The organism is Pseudomonas sp. CK-NBRI-02 (genome assembly GCF_008124495.1).
Classification (GTDB): Bacteria; Pseudomonadota; Gammaproteobacteria; order Pseudomonadales; family Pseudomonadaceae; genus Aquipseudomonas; species Aquipseudomonas guariconensis.
The window spans coordinates 60,246-78,528 of record NZ_VSJH01000027.1 but is presented as its reverse complement, the minus strand read 5'-3'; the positions used below and the strand labels follow the sequence as shown (position 1 = coordinate 78,528).

The window sequence follows — 18,283 nt, the reverse complement described above, 5'->3', positions numbered from 1 at the left end:
CAAGGAGAGCGCTCATGTCCGATCATCGCACCTACAAGAAGATCGAGCTGGTCGGGTCCTCGCCCACCAGCATCGAGGACGCGATCAACAATGCCCTGGCTGAAGCCGGCAAGAGCATCAAGCATTTGGAGTGGTTCGAAGTCGTCGATACCCGTGGCCATATCCGCGATAACCAGGTCGCGCACTTCCAGGTCACGTTGAAGGTCGGTTTCCGCATCGCCAACAGCTGAAACAGGCCCAGGCTGGCTTCGCCCGGCCAGATGGGGTAAAGGTTGCAGGGTGCCATTTCGATAATGGCACCCTGTCCTTTTTTGATCTGAACAAGGAAAGCGATCGATGAAGAAACTGATTCTGGCGGTGGGTTTGATGGCGCTGGCAGGCGGGGCATTTGCGGCTGGGAAGCCGTGCGAAGAGCTCAAGGCCGAGATTGCGGCGAAGCTGGATGCCAAGGGCGTGAAAGACTACACGCTGGAGATCGTGAACAAGGGCGAGCCGGCGGGCAAAGTGGTCGGTACCTGCGAAGGCGGTACCAAGGAAATCGTCTATCGACGGGGTTGAGTGAATGAACGCTTCGCGGGTGAACCCGCTACCACGTGCTCCGCGTTGAGGCCTGTGGGAGCGGGTTCACCCGCGAAAAGCGCTACTCGGTCTTGAGCGCCTGGGCCAGCAGCTCGTAAGAGCGCAACCGATCCGCATGCTCATACAGGTCGCAGGTGAAGATCAGCTCATCGGCACCGGTCTGCTCCAACAGCACTTCCACCTTGGCCCGCACCTTCTGCGGGCTGCCGATCATCGCCAAGCCCAGGAAACTGCCCACCGCATCGCGTTCGTGGGGCAGCCACAAGCCGTCCATGCTCGGCACCGGTGGTCGCTGCATCAGGCTTTGGCCACGGATCAGCGCGAGGATGCGCTGGTACACGGAGGTGGCCAGATACTCGGCCTGTTCACCGGTGTCGGCCACGACCATCGGCACGCCCAGCATCACGTAGGGCTTGTCGAGCACGGTCGAGGGCTTGAAGTGGTCGCGGTAGATGCGGATCGCCTCATGCATGTAGCGTGGGGCGAAGTGCGAGGCGAAGGCGTAGGGCAGCCCGCGCATGCCGGCCAGCTGGGCGCTGAACAGACTGGAGCCCAACAGCCAGATCGGCACGTCGGTGTCATGGCCGGGCACGGCGATGACCTTCTGGTCCGGCGTGCGAGGGCCCAGATAGCGCGATAGCTCTTCGACATCATCCGGGAAATCATCGGCGCTGCCGGAGCGTTCGCGGCGCAGTGCGCGGGCGGTCATCTGGTCGGAGCCTGGCGCACGGCCAAGGCCCAGGTCGATACGGCCGGGATACAGGCTGGCCAAGGTGCCGAACTGCTCGGCGATGACCAGTGGCGCGTGGTTGGGCAGCATCACGCCGCCAGAGCCGATGCGGATGCTCGAGGTACCGCCGGCCAAGTAGCCGATCAGCACCGCCGTGGCGGAGCTTGCGATGCCATCCATGTTGTGGTGTTCGGCCACCCAGAAGCGGTTGTAGCCCCAGCGTTCGACGTGCTGCGCCAGATCCAGCGAGTTGCGCAGGGACTGGGCCGGGCCGCCGTCGGCGCGCACCGGTACCAGGTCGAGGGTAGAAATCTTCAGGTCACGCAGGTGCGTCATTGGAGCCTCCGCAGAAATTTGGCCAAGGGGCCTTGAAGACTCTGTATGGGCAGTTTCCGGGGTTTCAATGTTGAGCGTCGGATTGTTCTGAACTTGCATAGGGTGCCGTCCTCAGAACCCATAGGTACTCACCCTATGACCAGGAGGCAGCATGAAAAAGACAGCATCGGCGATCTGGCAAGGCGGGCTCAAGGACGGCAAGGGCTCGCTGTCCACCGAGAGTGGGGCGCTCAAGCAGAATCCCTATGGCTTCAACACCCGCTTCGAAGGCTCGCCTGGGACCAACCCGGAGGAGCTGATTGGTGCGGCGCATGCGGGGTGTTTCTCGATGGCCCTGTCGATGATGCTGGGCGAGGCCGGCTTGACCGCAGAACGCATCGACACCATTGCCGAAGTGAGCCTGGACAAGCAGCCGGACGGTTTCGCCATCACCGCCGTGCACCTGATCCTCAAGGCCAAGGTTCCTGGCGCCAGCGAGGCGCAGTTTCAGGAAATCGCCAACAAGGCCAAGGCCGGCTGCCCGGTATCGAAGGTACTGAACGCCACGATCAGCCTGGACGCGAGGTTGGTTGCCTAGGCGCAACAGGGGCGGTTTCCTGTAGTCTAACCAGCGTTGGCAGCTGGTCTGCCTTTTCAGGAGCCGTCCCATGATCCGCGTTGCAACCGCCGTGCTGGTTTCCCTGCTGGCCACGACCGCCCTGGCCGCGCCCAAGCCGTGCGAAGAACTCAAGGCCGAAATCGAAGCGAAGATCCAGGCCGCGGGCGTGACGTCCTACACTTTGGAAATCGTGCCCAATAGCGAGGTCCGCGACCAGAACATGATCGTCGGCAGCTGTGATGGCGGGACCAAGAAAATCATCTACCAGAAAAACGATCGGTAGAAAGGGCCCGCGCTTGCGGGTCACGGAATGCAGAAAACGTTGCTGGGCTCGTCCACCACCACCGTGCGTTTGGCATCGTACAGCAGCACCTGCGGCTGCATTACCGGCGCTCGGGCTTCCAGACGATAGCGTTCACCGGCCTTGAAGTCGTCGTAGCGCACGGTCAGGTAGCAGGTGCGTTCGGTTGGATCGGTCGAGAAGCCGCCTGCGTACACCTCGTAGTCGAAGCGCACCACCAACTCGTGCCTGCCAGGTGTGACCTGGAAGTAGCGGCCATCATCGAGCCGTTTGCCGTCCAGGCGGTCGGCCATGATGGTCCTGCCGGGGGTGATGGTGTAGAGATCGACCCAGGCCTGCTTGGGGTCGACGGGCGGCAAGGGGCTGGCGCAGGCCCCCAGCGCACTGAGGGCGATCAGCATCATGGGCTGGCGCATGGCGAAACTCCCGCTTGCGATTCACAAGCTATAAGCATAGCGCCGACAGGCCCGCACTGTCGCGAAAGTCGTTGTCTTTCAGGTGCGCTGGCAGCCTGCTGGCAAGCCTTGGCTGACGAGTTTTCGCTGCTGGTCGTACAGCTTGATCCAGGGGCGGAAACCGATGCTGCCGGCTTGCAGTTGGTAACGCTGTCCGGCGCTGAAATCCTTGAAGGTCAGATTGAGCTGACAGTCACGCCACAAGGGTTCGTCGACCGGGCCGATGTTGCTCGGCTCCACGGCGAACTGGTAGCGCACAGTGAGCTCATGGTTGCCAGGCTGGACTTCGAAATAACGGGTGTCGGCCCAGTCGCGTTCGTCCACCTGCACTGCGTGCAGTGACGTGTTGTCGAAAGGCGCGAGATCGACCCAGGCCTGATTAGGGTCTGGCGCCGGCAACGTGGAGCATCCGGACAGCAGCACGAGCGTGCCGGCGATGACAATCATTGAACGCATGGCGAAACGCCCCCCTGGCGAGATAGTCTTGGACCGCACTGGCCGTGAGCGAGATAGACAGCCTTGATGTTCCGACTTTTTCTTTTACAGCGCTCAAGCCCTGGGCCTCTCGACCGCGTTTTCACCCGTTTGGTTCCCGTCCTTGCAGCCCTCCTGCTGAACGGTTGCAGCAGCCTTGGCTATTACGGACAACTGGCCGAAGGGCAATGGCAGTTGCTGCGCGCACGCCAGCCGGTGCAGCGCCTGCTTGATGACCCCACCACCCCTGCTCCTTTGCGCCAGCGACTGGCGCAGGCCGAGCTGGCCCGGTCGTTCGCCAGCGAGCACCTGAAACTGCCGGACAACCGCAGTTACCGCATCTACGCCGATCTGGGCCGACCCTATGTGGTCTGGAACGTGTTCGCCACGCCGGAGCTATCGTTGCAGCCGGTGACCCATTGCTTCCCGATCGCCGGTTGTGTCGCCTACCGCGGCTACTACCGACAAGGCGCGGCCCGGGGGGCGGCGGCACTGATGCGCCAGCAAGGACTGGACACCTATGTGGGGGGCGTCGAAGCGTATTCGACCCTGGGCTGGTTCGACGATCCGATTCTCTCCTCGATGGTCGGCTGGGGCGACGAGCGTCTGGCCGCGGTGATCTTCCACGAGCTAGCGCACCAGCGTTTCTATGTGCAGGACGACACAGAGTTCAACGAGTCTTTTGCCTCGTTCGTCGAGCAGGAAGGATCGCGGCAATGGCGCGCAGCCCGTGGGCTTGCAGCGATTCGGGAGGATTCGCTGCGCCAGCGCGAGCAGTTCATCCAACTGGTGCTGGACAGTCGAGCGCGGCTCGAGGCGATCTACGCAAGCCCACGCAACGAGCCAGCCAAGCGGGCGGCCAAGCAGGCGGAGTTCGCACGGCTGCGCCAGGCCTATCGGCAGGTGCGCGATGAGCAGTGGCAAGGGGACAAACGCTATGACGCCTGGATGTATGGGCCGATGAACAACGCCAAGCTGTTGCCGTTCGGGCTGTATGACCAGTGGGTGCCGGCGTTTGCGGCGTTGTTTAGGCAAGCGGGCGGAGACTGGAGCCGGTTCTACCGGCAGGTCGAGGCGCTGGGGCGGTTGCCGCTCGAAGAGCGCAAGACGCGGTTGGCGCGATTGGCTGCAAGCCGGTGAGTGGGGCCGGCTTGTGCCCTTTGCAGGCTTCTACAAGGGTCACCGCTGCCCTGTAGGAGCCTGCGAACGGGCTGCAACAGCAGCCGCCCCCTGCACTTAATGACCGACGAATGCCTGGTGCATCTGCGCCAGGGTCTCGAAATGAAATGCCGGCGCTTCGGCTGTGAGCTCTTCACGGCTGCCGAAGCCATACCCCACCGCCACCGCCTGCAAGCCGTTGCTGCGTGCACCGATCAGGTCGTGCTTGCGGTCCCCGATCATCAGCGTCTGGGCCGGGTCCAGCCCTTCTTCGTCCAGCAGGTGGCGAATCAGCTCGACCTTGTTGGTGCGGGTGCCATCCAGTTCGCTGCCGTAGATCACCTTGAAGTGGTGGTCGAAGGCAAAGTGCCGGGCGATCTCCCGGGCGAACTCCCAGGGCTTGGAGGTGGCGATGTAAAGCGTGCGGCCTTGGCTGTTGAGGGTTTCGAGCAGTTCTGGCACGCCGTCGAACACCAGGTTCTCGTACAGGCCCGTGACACGGAAGCGCTCACGATAGAAGTTCACCGCCTCCCAGGCTTTGGCTTCGTCGAAGCCATAGAACTGCATGAAGGCTTGCAGTAAAGGTGGGCCGATGAAGTGTTCGAGGCGGGTCAGGTCCGGCTCGTCGATGCCCAGCTTGGCCAGGGCGTACTGGATCGAACGGGTGATGCCCAGGCGTGGGTCGGTCAGGGTGCCGTCGAGGTCGAAGAGAATGTTCTGCTGGTGCATGTACAAAGGGTTCCACTTGAATGCTGCGTGGCGTTGTTCGCGGGTAGACCCGCTCCCACAAGGTCAGTCGTAGGGCTTGTGGCGCGGTTAGTCGCGAAGACGGTCATTCGGGCCGGTCGTAGCCTTCGGCCAGGTGCTGGTCCTTGAGCTTGACGTAATTGGCGGCGCTGTAGGTAAAGAACGCCCGTTCCTTGTCGGTCAGCGGGCGGGCTTGCTTGGCCGGGCTGCCGACGTACAGGTAGCCGCTCTCCAGGCGTTTGCCGGGGGGGACCAGGCTGCCAGCACCGATGATCACTTCGTCCTCTACCACCGCGCCATCCATGATCGTGCAGCCCATGCCGACCAGGATGCGGTTGCCAAGGGTACAGCCATGCAGCATCACTTTGTGACCGATCGTCACATCGTCGCCGATCAGCAGTGGAAAACCGTCAGGGTTGAAGGGGCCGGCGTGGGTAATGTGCAGCACGCTGGCGTCCTGCACGCTGGTGCGTGCGCCGATGCGGATGCGGTGCATGTCGCCGCGAATGACGGTCAGCGGCCAGACCGAGCTGTCCTCGCCGATCTCCACGTCGCCCAGCACCACCGCCGAACGATCGATGAAAACCCTGGGTCCAACTTTCGGAGTGTGTTGTGCAAAGCGTCGGATGGCCATGATAGCGCCCCTCTTGAATGCCGATAGGCGGGCTGCCTGCTGCGGTCGGCGTCGATTGTAATTAAGATGGTCCCGTGTTTCCTCCTGCCAAGGTATCTAAACCGTGAGTGCGAACAACCCGCTTCTGCAGTCCTACGATCTGCCGCCCTTCTCGGCGATCCGTGCCGAACACGTGCTGCCGGCGATCGAGCAGATCCTGGCCGATAACCGAAAAGCCATTGCCCAGATCCTTGAACAGCAAGGCCAGAACCCGACCTGGGCCGGCCTGGTGCTGGCGATGGACGAGCTTAACGACCGCCTGGGCGCCGCCTGGAGCCCGGTCAGCCACCTCAATGCGGTGTGCAACAGCAAGGAACTGCGTGAGGCCTACGAGTCCTGCTTGCCTGCGCTGAGCGCCTATTCCACCGAGCTGGGGCAGAACCGCGCCCTGTTCGAAGCCTATGAAGCCCTGGCCAAGAGCCCCGAAGCCGCGGGCTTTGATGTGGCGCAGAAGACCATCATCGACCACGCCCTGCGGGACTTCCGTCTGTCGGGTATCGACCTGCCGGCCGACAAGCAGCAGCGCTACGCCGAGGTGCAAAGCCGCCTGAGCGAGCTGGGCAGCCGCTTCTCCAACCAATTGCTGGACGCCACCCAGGCCTGGACCAAACACGTCACCGACGAAGCGCAGCTCGCCGGCCTGACCGACTCGGCCAAGGCGCAGATGGCCGCCGCTGCCCAGGCCAAGGGCCTGGACGGTTGGTTGATCACCCTGGAGTTCCCCAGCTACTACGCGGTGATGACCTACGCCAATGACCGCGCCTTGCGCGAAGAACTCTACGCCGCCTACTGCACCCGCGCCTCCGATCAAGGCCCGAACGCCGGCCAGTTCGACAATGGCCCGGTGATGAGCGAAATCCTCGACCTGCGCCAGGAGCTCGCTGAGCTTCTGGGCTACAAGAACTACGCCGAGCTGAGCCTGGCCACCAAGATGGCCGAGTCCAGCGACCAGGTGCTGAGCTTCCTGCGCGATCTGGCCAAACGCAGCAAACCGTTCGCCGCTCAGGATCTGGAGCAGCTCAAGGCCTACGCCGCCGAGCAGGGCTGCCCGGAGCTTTCGAGCTGGGACGCCGGCTATTACGGCGAGAAGCTGCGCGAGCAGCGCTACAGCGTCTCCCAGGAGGCCCTGCGCGCCTACTTCCCGATCGACAGGGTGCTTTCGGGCCTGTTCACCATCGTGCAGCGCCTGTACGGCATCGAGATTGCCGAGCTCAAGGGCTTCGACACCTGGCATCCGGACGTACGCCTGTTCGAGATCAAGGAAAACGGCCAGCACGTGGGCCGCTTCTTCTTCGACCTGTACGCCCGCGCCAACAAGCGTGGCGGTGCCTGGATGGACGGCGCTCGCGACCGTCGCCGTACTGCCGCCGGCAGCCTGCAGAGCCCGGTGGCGAACCTGGTGTGCAACTTTACCCCGGCCGCGCCTGGCAAGCCGGCGCTATTGACCCACGACGAAGTCACCACCCTGTTCCATGAGTTCGGCCATGGCCTGCACCACCTGCTCACCCGCATCGAGCATGCGGGCGTCTCCGGCATCAATGGTGTGGCCTGGGATGCCGTGGAGCTGCCGAGCCAGTTCATGGAGAACTGGTGCTGGGAGCCTGAAGGCCTGGCGCTGATCTCCGGCCACTACGAGACCGGCGAGCCTCTGCCTCAGGACCTGCTGGACAAGATGCTGGCGGCCAAGAACTTCCAGTCGGGCATGATGATGGTGCGTCAGCTGGAGTTTTCGCTGTTCGACTTCGAACTGCACGCCAACCATGGCGATGGGCGCAGCGTGCTGCAGGTGCTCGAAGGTGTGCGCGACGAGGTGTCGGTGATGCGCCCGCCGGCGTACAACCGCTTCCCGAACAGCTTCGCCCACATCTTCGCGGGTGGTTACGCGGCCGGTTATTACAGCTACAAGTGGGCAGAAGTGCTTTCGGCGGATGCCTTCTCGCGCTTCGAGGAAGAAGGTGTGTTCAATGCCGAGACCGGCCGTGCCTTCCGCGAAGCAATCCTGGCCCGTGGCGGCTCCCGCGAGCCGATGGTGCTGTTCGTCGACTTCCGTGGCCGCGAGCCCTCCATCGATGCGCTGCTGCGCCATAGTGGCCTGACCGAGGATGCGGCGGCATGAGCGAGGTTCCTGTGAGCAAAACCAAGAAGCGCTTCATCGCCGGGGCGGTCTGCCCGGCGTGCAGCGAGCCCGACAAGCTGATGATGTGGAATGAAGACGGTGTGCCGCACCGCGAGTGCGTAGCCTGCGGTTTCACCGACACCCTGAACGAGCAGGGCCTGTCGGTGCCGACCGAGCTGGGCACCCGGGTCAACCACTTGGCGCCCAAGGCCGCGCCGGCCAAGGTGCAGACCGTGCAGTTCTTCCCCAATCCTAAGCTGAAGAAACCGGCCGAATGAGGCCGTCGCACCGCTGGGCCAAGGCCCGGTGGTGCGTGCCTGCCCAGGCAGGTGGTAGTTATGCAGCCACCTGCGCAGGGCCTTGCGTTCCATGCTCGCGTTGATCATCAACCGAGCAGGAACCTCCCATGCAAGCCCGCAATCCCCTACTGAACGACAATCGTGCGCCCATCGATTACGACAGCGTGACGCTCGAGCACGTTAAGTCGGCCCTCGACACCGTGGCCGGAGCCTATGAAACCGGTCTGTCGCAAGTGTTGGAAGGTCAGCAAAAACAGCCCAGCTGGGATGGGTTGGTGTTGGCGATGGACAACGTCATAGCCGATCTGCAGGCGATCGTCTTTGCGACCTTGCCCCTGGCCAACAAAGGTGAGGCCTGGCATGCGGCGTTTGACGAAGGCTATCGTCGAGCGCAGCGCCTGTTCATGGAAAACCGCAGAAACAAGCCCCTGCACGCCCTCTATCAACGCCTGGCCACGGATGAGTCCAGCCTGGATGTCTATGAAAAGGCCACGCTGCGCAGGATCCTTCTGGAGTACCGCTTGGCCGGTGTACATCTGGATGCGCAGCAAAACGCCACGTTGGCGCAGCTGGAAGATGACATCAACGAACAGATCGGGGGCTTCTATCAGACGCTCGATGAAACGAGTGAACGATCGAGTATTCAGATCGAGGATGAGGCGCGCCTGCAAGGGGTGCCCCAGCGCTTGCGCGACCTGATGGCCCGGCAAGCCAAGGATGCCGGCCTGGAGGGCTGGCAGATTCTCTGCAATGAACGCAACGCCAAGGCCATTCTCGAATTCGCCGATGATCGGCGTCTGCGCGAGGCTGTCTATACGGCCTACCACTCCCGGGGTGTTCATTCGGATGAACAGCAAGACAATGGCACCCGCCTGCAGCAGCTGGCGCTTCTGCGGGAGCAGAAAGGGCAACTGATCGGAAACACCAGCTACGCGCAGCTGATCTTGCAGGGCAAGGCCGCAGGCAGCGTCGAGCCTGTTCATCAGTTGCTCCAGACGCTGGCGCAAAAGCTGCGGCCCGCCATGCTCAAAGCGCGCACCGCGCTTCAGGGCCTGGCTGCGCAGCATGATCTGGATGCAGTCCAACCATGGGACGTCCGGTACCTGCGAGCCCGCAAGCAGGCCATGAGCAATGAAGCGCTGCGCGGCTACTTCACGCTGGACAAGGTGGTGCACGCCTTGGTCGATCTGGCCGAGCGGGTCTTCGACCTGACGCTTGCGCCCTGCTCTGTCTCGGCGTGGCATCCCAGCGTGCGCAGCTTCACCGTGCGCCAGGAAGGCGTGGAAGTCGGCATGCTGTATCTGGATGTCCTGATGCACCCAGGCAAGCAAGACGGAGCTCATACTATTGCCGTGCGCCATCGGCGTCGGGACGAACAGGGCCGGACGCATGGCGCTTCGGTAATGGTGGTCAGCGACGGCGAGCCAGGCTTGGGGGGCGAGCCAGCCCTGCTCGATCATCTGGCCCTGCGCAAACTGTTCCACGAGTTCGGCCACGGGCTGCACATCCTGCTGATGCCCGCCACCAACCATTTGCTGTCCGATCCAAACCGGGCAGGCTCGGATAGCCAGGAGTTCTTCGGCAAGTTTCTTGAGCGTTGGCTGTGGAACGCGCAGTACCTGGCGGACATCTCCAGCCATTACCTGACCGGTGAGCCGCTCACGCTGGCGCAGGCTCAGGCGGCCCTGGCCAACCTGCGCGAGGCGCAGTTGGAGAAATGCGCCTTCGACGTGAGCATGGCGCTGTTCGATCTGGAGCTGCACAGCTCGCCCGGCGATGGCAAGTCCATCCAGCAGCGCCTGTCTGAATGCCGCGAACGTTGCGGCTGCTGGCCTCTGGCGAGCTTCGAGAAGCCGGCGCACGCGTTCGACTATCTGGTGGCCGGTTACGAGGCGGGTTATTACAGCTACGTCTGGGGCGAAGCACATGCCATCGACGTATTCACCCACTTCGAAAAATGGGGGTTGTTCGACAACAGGGCGGGTAAGCGCTTCCGGGCGGCATTCGCCAACTGGGCCAATGCCAAGCCGATGCCCGAAGGATGCGAGGAGTTTCTGGGACGACCTATGCAGATCGAGGCACTGTTGGACTGGTACGGTCTCGAATGAGGCGCACTGGCTGACGTAAGGCGCTAGAACGGATGATCATCCAGATGTACTGTACATGGATACAGTGATTTGGAGCCTGCGATGTATTCCCCAGCGCCGCAAAAAGGTCGAGGCACGACCCACAATCCGCTCAATCGTTTTTCTCCCAGCCATTCGACTGTGGAAGACGATGGCTGGTACCAGGACGTGCCGGCGACCCAAGGCACCGAGATCCGCATCGAGACCGCCAAGACCATCATCACCCGCAACACCTCGCCCGATCTGCCCTTCGACCGCTCGATCAACCCCTACCGGGGTTGCGAGCATGGCTGCATTTACTGCTACGCCCGACCCAGCCATGCCTACTGGGACCTCTCCCCTGGCCTGGATTTCGAGACCAAGCTGATCGCCAAGACCAACGCCGCCGAGGTGCTCGAGCAACAGCTGAGCAAGCCAGGCTATGTCTGCGCCCCCATCAACCTGGGTTCCAACACCGACCCCTATCAACCCATCGAACGGGAGCAGCAATTGACCCGGCGCCTGCTCCAGGTGCTGCTGCGCTATCGCCATCCGGTGACCATCGTCACCAAGGGAGCATTGGTGCTGCGTGACCTTGACCTGCTGGCCGAGCTGGCCAGCCAGCGCCTGGCGCGGGTGATGATCAGCCTTACCACGCTCGACGACACGCTCAAGCGCATCCTCGAGCCGAGAGCGGCGGCGCCCAAGGCACGTCTGCGGGCGATCCGCGTCCTGCGTGAGGCCGGGGTGCCGGTGGGGGTGCTGTGCTCGCCGATGATTCCCATGGTCAACGACAGCGAGCTGGAACACCTGCTGGAGGCGGCGAAGGATGCCGGCGCCCAGAGCGCGGCCTACATGATGTTGCGCCTGCCGTTGGAGGTGGCGCCGTTGTTCGAGCAGTGGCTGCAGGATCACTACCCGCAACGTGCCGCCCACGTATTGAGCCTGATTCGCCAGAGCCGCGGGGGCGAGCTGTACGACAGCCGGTTCGGGACGCGCATGCGTGGCGAGGGGGTGTTCGCTGAATTACTGGCGCAGCGGTTTCGCAAGGCGGCAAAGCGGCTGGGGTTCGAGGGGCGCGAGGCGCAGGCGCTCGATTGCACGGCCTTTTGCCCACCGGGTGGGCAGATGGCGTTGTTTTGAGGTGCGGTCCCATGGCCATCCTCAGCCTGGCTCATGCAAGCTGAGATTTTTATTCAGGAGTAGTGGCGATTGATATTTTTTTGCTACTATCGACGTCCCGCCTCATGAAGCTAGAACGCCCGTTCTAGAGCCTCCGAATTCAGTTTCAGTTAAGTTTTCTCCCGTAGCGTAAGTCGACAAGAGATTGTGATTTATCGCCTGTGCGTGTCATCTAACGCCCTGCATAGCCAGAATCTTTCCCCGGTAAAATGGACCTTACCTACAACCGCCAAGAGGATGAATCATGCCCGTCAAGGACCCAAACAAGGTCGTCCCGGCTGCACCTGCCGAAAGCGCCGATGCTGCCCTGAAGCATATCGTCGACGGCTTCCTGCGTTTTCACCATGACGTCTTCCCCGAGCAGCAAGAGCTGTTCAAGAAGCTCGCCACCGCGCAGAAGCCACGCGCGATGTTCATCACTTGTGCCGACTCACGCATCGTTCCGGAGCTGATCACTCAAAGCTCGCCGGGCGATCTGTTCGTGACCCGTAACGTCGGCAACGTCGTTCCGCCTTATGGTCAGATGAACGGTGGTGTTTCCACCGCCATCGAATACGCCGTGATGGCCCTGGGCGTGCACCACATCATTGTCTGTGGTCATTCCGACTGCGGCGCCATGCGTGCGGTGCTCAACCCCAACTCGCTGGAGAAGATGCCCACGGTCAAGGCCTGGCTGCGGCATGCCGAAGTGGCCCGTACCGTGGTCGAGGACAACTGCTCCTGCGGCAGCGAGCACGAAAGCATGCAGGTGCTGACCAAGGAAAACGTCATCGCCCAGTTGCATCACCTGCGCACCCATCCTTCGGTCGCCTCGCGCCTGGCAGCCGGCCAGCTGTTCATCCATGGCTGGGTCTACGACATCGAGACCAGCCAGATCGAAGCCTACGACGCCGCTTCCGACAGCTTCCTGCCGCTCACTGCCGGTGAGCCAATCCCCTGCGCTACACCGAGAGGCCGCTACTAAGCGACCCGAACACCTGCGTTGTTCTTGATAGCCGGTCGCACCCCTGCGGGGTGTGGCCTGGCTGTCGGCTGCCTTGAATTTCCCTGGCTGACCTGCCGGCTTGCTGGCGGCCCGCGCCTGCGCGCGTGTCAGGGTTCCCCGTGCCTGCGGCCTTGGAGTGGCCGCCAAACTTGAGAAAGGAGCTTCATGGTGAACAAGACACAGATCAAAGCGGCATTGCCGCGAGAGTTGTTGGCCTCGGTGGTGGTCTTCCTGGTGGCGCTGCCCCTGTGCATGGGCATCGCGATCGCTTCTGGCATGCCGCCTGCCAAGGGCCTGATCACCGGCATCATCGGCGGCATCGTAGTGGGCTTTTTGGCCGGCTCGCCCCTGCAGGTCAGTGGGCCGGCGGCAGGCCTGGCGGTGCTGGTGTTCGAGCTGGTGCGCCAGCATGGCATGGCCATGCTGGGGCCTATCCTGTTGCTGGCGGGGCTGTTGCAGTTGGTGGCAGGACGCCTGCGCCTGGGCTGCTGGTTCCGGGTCACGGCGCCTGCGGTGGTGTATGGGATGCTCGCGGGTATCGGTGTGCTGATCGTGCTGTCCCAAGTGCACGTAATGTTCGACAGCGCGCCACAGCCCTCGGGTGTGGAAAACCTGCTGGGCTTCCCGGCAACACTGGCCTCGGCGCTGCCCTTGGAGCGCGCGGGCAATGGCTGGCAGGCCGGTGCCCTAGGCCTGGGCACCATTGCTTTGATGTGGGCATGGGAACGGTGGCGGCCGCAGCGCCTGCGCTTTGTACCTGGCGCGCTGTTGGGCGTCGCGGCGATGACCGCTGTCAGCCTGTGGCTGGCCCTGCCGGTGAACCGGGTGCAGGTGCCGGCGGATTTGTCCGAAGCCATCGACTGGCTGCGCCCGGATGATTTGCTCAAGCTGGCCGACCCTTCCCTGCTGGTCGCGGCCTTCGCACTGGCCTTCATCGCCAGCGCCGAAACCCTGCTGTCCGCCGCTGCGGTGGACCGCATGCACAGCGGCCAGCGCTCGGACTTCGATCGGGAACTGTCGGCGCAGGGGCTGGGCAACATGTTGTGCGGCGTGCTCGGTGCGCTGCCGATGACCGGGGTCATCGTGCGCAGCTCGGCCAATGTCCAGGCCGGTGCGCAGACCCGCTGGTCGGCGATTTTCCATGGCCTGTGGCTGCTGGCCTTCGTGGTGGCGCTTAGCAGTGTGCTGCAGCAGATCCCGGTGGCCAGCCTGGCGGGTGTGCTGGTGTACACCGGTATCAAACTGGTGGACTTCAAGGCATTCCGGGGGCTGGGCCGCTATGGCCGCATGCCGATGTTCACCTATGCCGCGACGGCGCTGGCGATCATCTTCACTGACTTGCTGACTGGCGTGCTGCTGGGCTTTGCCCTGACCCTGCTCAAGCTGGCGCTCAAGGCGGCGCGGCTGAAGATCGGCCTGGTCACCCTGGCGCAACCCGGGCACATGGAGCTGCGCCTGAGCGGCGCGGCGACGTTCCTCAAAGTACCGGCGCTGACCCAGGTGCTGGAGCGCGTGCCGCAAGGGACCACGCTGCACGTGCCGTTGGGCAACCTGAGCTATATCGACCACTCCTGCCTTGAACTGCTCGAAGACTGGGGGCGCAGCAATGCGGCCAAGGGGTCTCGCTTGGTGATCGAGCAGCGCAGGCTCAAGCGGCGTATCGAGGGGCGCCTGCGCACGACGGCGGGTGTTGGGGCCTGACACAAAAGGGGCCGCTTTGCGGCCCGTTCGCGGGTAAACCCGCCCATGCGTCAGGTGGATCAGACCGGCTGGCCGAGCTCCACGCCCAGCTGGCGGGACAGGCAGGGCCAGCGCTTCCAGGCCGCGCCGGTTTCGGGGCTGCAGAGTTTCTCCCGGTAAGTCTCGACCGACTCCACGGCAAAACTCTCGTCGTCGAGCATTTCGTCCACCGAGTGGTGCACCACTTCATCCAACTGGTTGGCGAAGGTTTCGCCGATCAACTGATGGGCGATCAGGTTGGCCACGGTGGTGTCCACCGGGATCAGCGGCTGCTGGAAGTGACGGATGTACAGGTCATTGACCTCTTCGACCAGGCGATGGGCCAGGTAGGCTTCGTCCAGCAGGCAATCCAGGCCGACATGGCCTTGCATGACGCTGGGCGGTTGCAGGAAGTAGGCTTCGGCGATTTTCAGCACCGGCTTGATCTGCGACTCGATCCCGGCTTCGCGGGCCACCTCATGGGCGGCCTCCAGCAGTTCCGGAACCTGATCGATGTAGGCGCTGACGAAGCGCGCCAGAGTACCCTGGGCATCCTGCTCAGGCAGTTGGATCGATGGATGCAGATGCGGCAGTTGTTGTTCCAGGCGCTGTTTCAGTTGGCCGGTCTGGCCCTCGTGTTGGTGGGCGTGGGTGATCTGCTCGCGGACAGCAGCGATGTTCATGACAACTCCAGGGACAAGGCGTTACAAACGGAAGACACTAAGTTAGCTCGCTTACCAGAATGCCTAAGACGCATTTGTTATAACCCCGAGGCACGTCTGTCTGCGTGGTTATATCAATATGCCACCATTTTGCTCTATCCCTGTAACTGCAAGCCTTTCAAGCGATTACGTCAATCGGTGAAGTTGTTTTCATGGCCTTCGTTGCGTGCCATTGGTCGCTGTCTATACTCGGGTTGAACGTGATTCGTTGATGAGGCCCGACTGCCATTTGCAGGGGCTCGGTCGTCGAAGCCAGGCAGTCTTGGCCGCCATCCCCTCCTTAGCCGTACGGTCGTCCACGCCTCCGGGACAACAAGAACGATAAGGGGAACCCGCAATGATGCGACATCCACATGTCTGGATGGGCCTCCTGTTGTGGTTGGTGTTTGGCCAGGCACAAGCCGCCTGGACCGTGAACATGGCACCGGGGGCGACGGAAGTTTCCAACGCCGTGTTCGACCTGCACATGACCATTTTCTGGATCTGCGTGGTCATCGGCATCGTGGTGTTCGGCGCGATGTTCTGGTCGATGGTCATCCACCGCCGCTCCACCGGCCAGGAGCCTGCGCATTTCCACGAGCACACCTGGGTCGAGATCCTCTGGACCGTCGTTCCCTTCCTGATTCTCGTGGCCATGGCCATCCCGGCCACCAAGACCCTGATCGACATCTATGACGCCAGCGAGTCGGACCTCGACATCCAGGTCACCGGCTACCAATGGAAGTGGCACTACAAGTACCTAGGCCAGGACGTAGAGTTCTTCAGCAACTTGGCCACGCCCACTGACCAGATCCACAACAAGGCGCCCAAGGACGAGCATTACCTGCTGGAAGTCGACCAGCCGCTGGTGCTGCCGGTCGGGGCCAAGGTGCGGTTCCTGGTGACTGCCGCCGATGTCATCCACTCCTGGTGGGTGCCGGCCTTCGCGGTCAAGCGTGACGCCATTCCGGGCTTCGTCAACGAGGCCTGGACGCGCATCGAGAAACCCGGCATCTACCGCGGCCAGTGCACCGAACTGTGCGGCAAGGACCATGGCTTCATGCCGGTGGTGGTCGAGGTCAAGTCCAAGGCCGACTACGACGCCTGGCTGGGCGAGCGAAAAGCCGAGGCTGCCAAGCTCAAGGAGCTGACCAGCAAGGAGTGGACGCTTGAGGAATTGGTCGAGCGCGGCGACAAGGTCTACCACACCACCTGCGTGTCCTGTCACCAGGCCGAGGGCCAGGGCCTGCCGCCGATGTTCCCAGCGCTCAAAGGCTCGAAGGTCGCCACAGGGCCTAAGGAAGAACACCTGAACATTGTGTTCCACGGCCGTCCCGGTACCGCCATGGCTGCGTTCGGCAAGCAGCTTTCGGAAGTCGACATCGCCGCCGTGGTGACCTACGAGCGCAACGCCTGGGGCAACAACAAAGGTGACATGGTCACGCCGAAAGACGTGCTGGCGCTCAAGCAGGCAGACGCGCAATGAACCGGGTAACTCGCGGCAATCAATGGATTGCAGGAGACAGGACATGAGTGCAGTGATCGACGACCACGCCCACGGCCATGACCACGCCCACGGCCCGGCCAAGGGCCTGATGCGCTGGGTGCTGACCACCAACCACAAGGACATCGGCACGATGTACCTGTGGTTCGCCTTCACCATGTTCCTGCTCGGTGGCTCCTTTGCCATGGTGATCCGCGCCGAGCTGTTCCAGCCGGGGCTGCAGATCGTGGAACCGGCGTTCTTCAACCAGATGACCACCATGCACGGCCTGATCATGGTGTTCGGCGCGGTGATGCCGGCCTTCGTCGGCCTGGCCAACTGGATGATTCCGCTGATGATCGGCGCGCCGGACATGGCCTTGCCGCGGATGAACAACTTCAGCTTCTGGCTGTTGCCAGCGGCCTTCCTGCTGCTGGTCTCGACCCTGTTCAGCCCAGGCGGAGGCCCCAACTTCGGCTGGACTTTCTATGCCCCGCTGTCCACCACCTACGCGCCGGCCAGCGTGACGTTCTTCATCTTCGCCATCCACCTGATGGGGATCAGCTCGATCATGGGCGCGATCAACGTGATCGCCACCATCCTCAACTTGCGTGCCCCGGGCATGACGCTCATGAAGATGCCGCTGTTCGTCTGGACCTGGCTGATCACCGCGTTCCTGCTGATAGCGGTGATGCCGGTGCTGGCAGGCGTGGTAACCATGATGCTGATGGACATCCACTTCGGCACCAGCTTCTTCAGCGCTGCCGGCGGGGGCGACCCGGTGTTGTTCCAGCACGTGTTCTGGTTCTTCGGGCACCCTGAGGTGTACATCATGATCCTGCCGGCCTTCGGTGCGGTCAGCTCGATCATTCCGGCCTTTTCGCGCAAGCCGCTGTTCGGCTACACCTCGATGGTCTATGCCACTGGCGCGATCGCCTTCCTGTCGTTCATTGTTTGGGCCCACCACATGTTCGTGGTCGGAATTCCGGTGGTTGGCGAGCTGTTCTTCATGTACGCCACCATGCTCATCGCCGTGCCCACGGGGGTGAAGGTGTTCAACTGGGTCAGCACCATGTGGCAGGGTGCACTGACCTTCGAGGCGCCGATGCTGTTCGCCATCGCGTTCGTCATCCTGTTCACCATCGGTGGGTTCTCCGGGCTGATGCTGGCCATCGCCCCGGCGGACTTCCAGTACCACGACACCTACTTCGTCGTGGCCCATTTCCACTACGTACTGGTGCCCGGGGCGATCTTCGGCATCTTCGCCTCGGCCTACTACTGGCTGCCGAAATGGACCGGACACATGTACGACGAAACCCTGGCCAAGCTGCATTTCTGGCTTTCGTTCGTGGGCATGAACCTGGCCTTCTTCCCGATGCACTTCGTGGGGCTGGCCGGCATGCCTCGGCGTATTCCGGATTACAACCTGCAGTTCGCCGACTTCAACATGGTGTCGTCGATCGGGGCCTTCACCTTCGGTGCCACGCAGATCCTGTTCCTGTTCATCGTCATCAAGTGCATCCGCGGCGGCGCGCCGGCACCGGCCAAGCCTTGGGATGGCGCCGATGGCCTGGAGTGGACGGTGCCTTCGCCGGCGCCTTACCACACCTTCCAGACACCACCGGATGTGAAGTGAGGCGCC

General features: G+C 62.8%; 19 protein-coding genes. 13 read left to right on the top strand and 6 right to left on the bottom strand.

The genetic code is table 11. The annotated features are described in order from the left end of the window. The first annotated feature begins 14 nt into the window (after positions 1-14). Together DQ397_RS17075 and DQ397_RS17070 are read left to right on the top strand one after the other, a co-directional pair. Positions 15-230 (top strand): dodecin, encoded by a 216-nt coding sequence (locus DQ397_RS17075; RefSeq protein ID WP_043207635.1) that lies wholly within the window; start codon positions 15-17, stop codon positions 228-230. A gap of 106 nt (positions 231-336) precedes the next feature. After that, the gene (locus DQ397_RS17070; protein ID WP_043207638.1) at positions 337-558 is read left to right on the top strand and encodes a DUF1161 domain-containing protein; all 222 of its coding nucleotides are present in this window, start codon (positions 337-339) and stop codon (positions 556-558) included. Positions 559-640: 82 nt separating this feature from the next. Here the strand turns inward: DQ397_RS17070 and DQ397_RS17065 are convergent, their stop codons facing one another. Further along, positions 641-1,645, bottom strand: coding sequence for an LLM class flavin-dependent oxidoreductase (locus DQ397_RS17065; protein WP_043207640.1), 1,005 nt, complete (start codon positions 1,643-1,645; stop codon positions 641-643). Between the two features lie 151 nt (positions 1,646-1,796). On the opposite strand from DQ397_RS17065, the gene DQ397_RS17060 reads away from it, so the two are divergent. Then, positions 1,797-2,222, top strand: a complete 426-nt coding sequence (locus tag DQ397_RS17060) for an OsmC family protein (protein ID WP_043207643.1) — start codon at positions 1,797-1,799, stop codon at positions 2,220-2,222. A gap of 70 nt (positions 2,223-2,292) precedes the next feature. Then, on the top strand, positions 2,293-2,526 hold the full coding sequence (locus DQ397_RS17055; protein WP_043207645.1) for a DUF1161 domain-containing protein: 234 nt from the start codon (positions 2,293-2,295) through the stop codon (positions 2,524-2,526). Between the two features lie 20 nt (positions 2,527-2,546). Here DQ397_RS17055 and DQ397_RS17050 read toward each other — a convergent pair whose 3' ends face one another. Together DQ397_RS17050 and DQ397_RS17045 are read right to left on the bottom strand one after the other, a co-directional pair. Beyond that, positions 2,547-2,960: a hypothetical protein gene (locus DQ397_RS17050; protein WP_043207647.1), complete on the bottom strand. Its 414-nt coding sequence runs from the start codon at positions 2,958-2,960 to the stop codon at positions 2,547-2,549. Between the two features lie 78 nt (positions 2,961-3,038). After that, complete coding sequence (locus tag DQ397_RS17045; protein WP_043207649.1) at positions 3,039-3,455, bottom strand: hypothetical protein; 417 nt, start codon at positions 3,453-3,455, stop codon at positions 3,039-3,041. A 66-nt stretch (positions 3,456-3,521) separates the two neighbouring features. Here DQ397_RS17045 and DQ397_RS17040 point away from each other — a divergent pair, with 66 nt between their 5' ends. Continuing rightward, a complete protein-coding gene (locus DQ397_RS17040; RefSeq protein WP_043207653.1) occupies positions 3,522-4,613 on the top strand; it encodes an aminopeptidase in 1,092 nt (363 codons plus the stop codon). Positions 4,614-4,709: 96 nt separating this feature from the next. Here DQ397_RS17040 and DQ397_RS17035 read toward each other — a convergent pair whose 3' ends face one another. Continuing rightward, positions 4,710-5,360 (bottom strand): HAD family hydrolase, encoded by a 651-nt coding sequence (locus DQ397_RS17035; protein ID WP_043207657.1) that lies wholly within the window; start codon positions 5,358-5,360, stop codon positions 4,710-4,712. 103 nt (positions 5,361-5,463) lie between these two features. After that, positions 5,464-6,012, bottom strand: a complete 549-nt coding sequence (locus DQ397_RS17030; RefSeq protein ID WP_043207659.1) for a gamma carbonic anhydrase family protein — start codon at positions 6,010-6,012, stop codon at positions 5,464-5,466. A gap of 103 nt (positions 6,013-6,115) precedes the next feature. Here DQ397_RS17030 and prlC point away from each other — a divergent pair, with 103 nt between their 5' ends. From prlC to DQ397_RS17000, 6 genes are all read left to right on the top strand, one after another. Then, complete coding sequence (gene prlC, locus DQ397_RS17025) at positions 6,116-8,167, top strand: oligopeptidase A (RefSeq protein ID WP_043207661.1); 2,052 nt, start codon at positions 6,116-6,118, stop codon at positions 8,165-8,167. Further along, positions 8,164-8,445 (top strand): YheV family putative zinc ribbon protein, encoded by a 282-nt coding sequence (locus DQ397_RS17020; protein ID WP_043207663.1) that lies wholly within the window; start codon positions 8,164-8,166, stop codon positions 8,443-8,445. Before prlC ends, DQ397_RS17020 begins: the two co-directional genes overlap by 4 nt. Before the next feature lie 128 nt (positions 8,446-8,573). Continuing rightward, entirely contained in the window at positions 8,574-10,574 is a 2,001-nt protein-coding gene (locus DQ397_RS17015; protein WP_043207665.1) for a M3 family metallopeptidase, read from the top strand. A gap of 81 nt (positions 10,575-10,655) precedes the next feature. Beyond that, positions 10,656-11,714: a PA0069 family radical SAM protein gene (locus DQ397_RS17010; RefSeq protein ID WP_043207668.1), complete on the top strand. Its 1,059-nt coding sequence runs from the start codon at positions 10,656-10,658 to the stop codon at positions 11,712-11,714. Between the two features lie 283 nt (positions 11,715-11,997). Further along, positions 11,998-12,717: a carbonic anhydrase gene (locus tag DQ397_RS17005; RefSeq protein WP_043207671.1), complete on the top strand. Its 720-nt coding sequence runs from the start codon at positions 11,998-12,000 to the stop codon at positions 12,715-12,717. A 186-nt stretch (positions 12,718-12,903) separates the two neighbouring features. Then, on the top strand, positions 12,904-14,439 hold the full coding sequence (locus tag DQ397_RS17000; RefSeq protein ID WP_178113798.1) for a SulP family inorganic anion transporter: 1,536 nt from the start codon (positions 12,904-12,906) through the stop codon (positions 14,437-14,439). Positions 14,440-14,498: 59 nt separating this feature from the next. Here DQ397_RS17000 and DQ397_RS16995 read toward each other — a convergent pair whose 3' ends face one another. Beyond that, positions 14,499-15,140, bottom strand: a complete 642-nt coding sequence (locus DQ397_RS16995) for a hypothetical protein (protein WP_043207674.1) — start codon at positions 15,138-15,140, stop codon at positions 14,499-14,501. A 376-nt stretch (positions 15,141-15,516) separates the two neighbouring features. Here DQ397_RS16995 and coxB point away from each other — a divergent pair, with 376 nt between their 5' ends. Both coxB and ctaD read left to right on the top strand, forming a co-directional pair. Continuing rightward, positions 15,517-16,644 carry a cytochrome c oxidase subunit II gene (gene coxB / locus DQ397_RS16990; RefSeq protein ID WP_043207676.1) on the top strand — a complete coding sequence of 376 codons (1,128 nt, stop codon included), beginning with the start codon at positions 15,517-15,519 and terminating at the stop codon, positions 16,642-16,644. 43 nt (positions 16,645-16,687) lie between these two features. After that, positions 16,688-18,277, top strand: coding sequence for a cytochrome c oxidase subunit I (ctaD, locus tag DQ397_RS16985; protein ID WP_043207679.1), 1,590 nt, complete (start codon positions 16,688-16,690; stop codon positions 18,275-18,277). Positions 18,278-18,283: the final 6 nt, after the last annotated feature.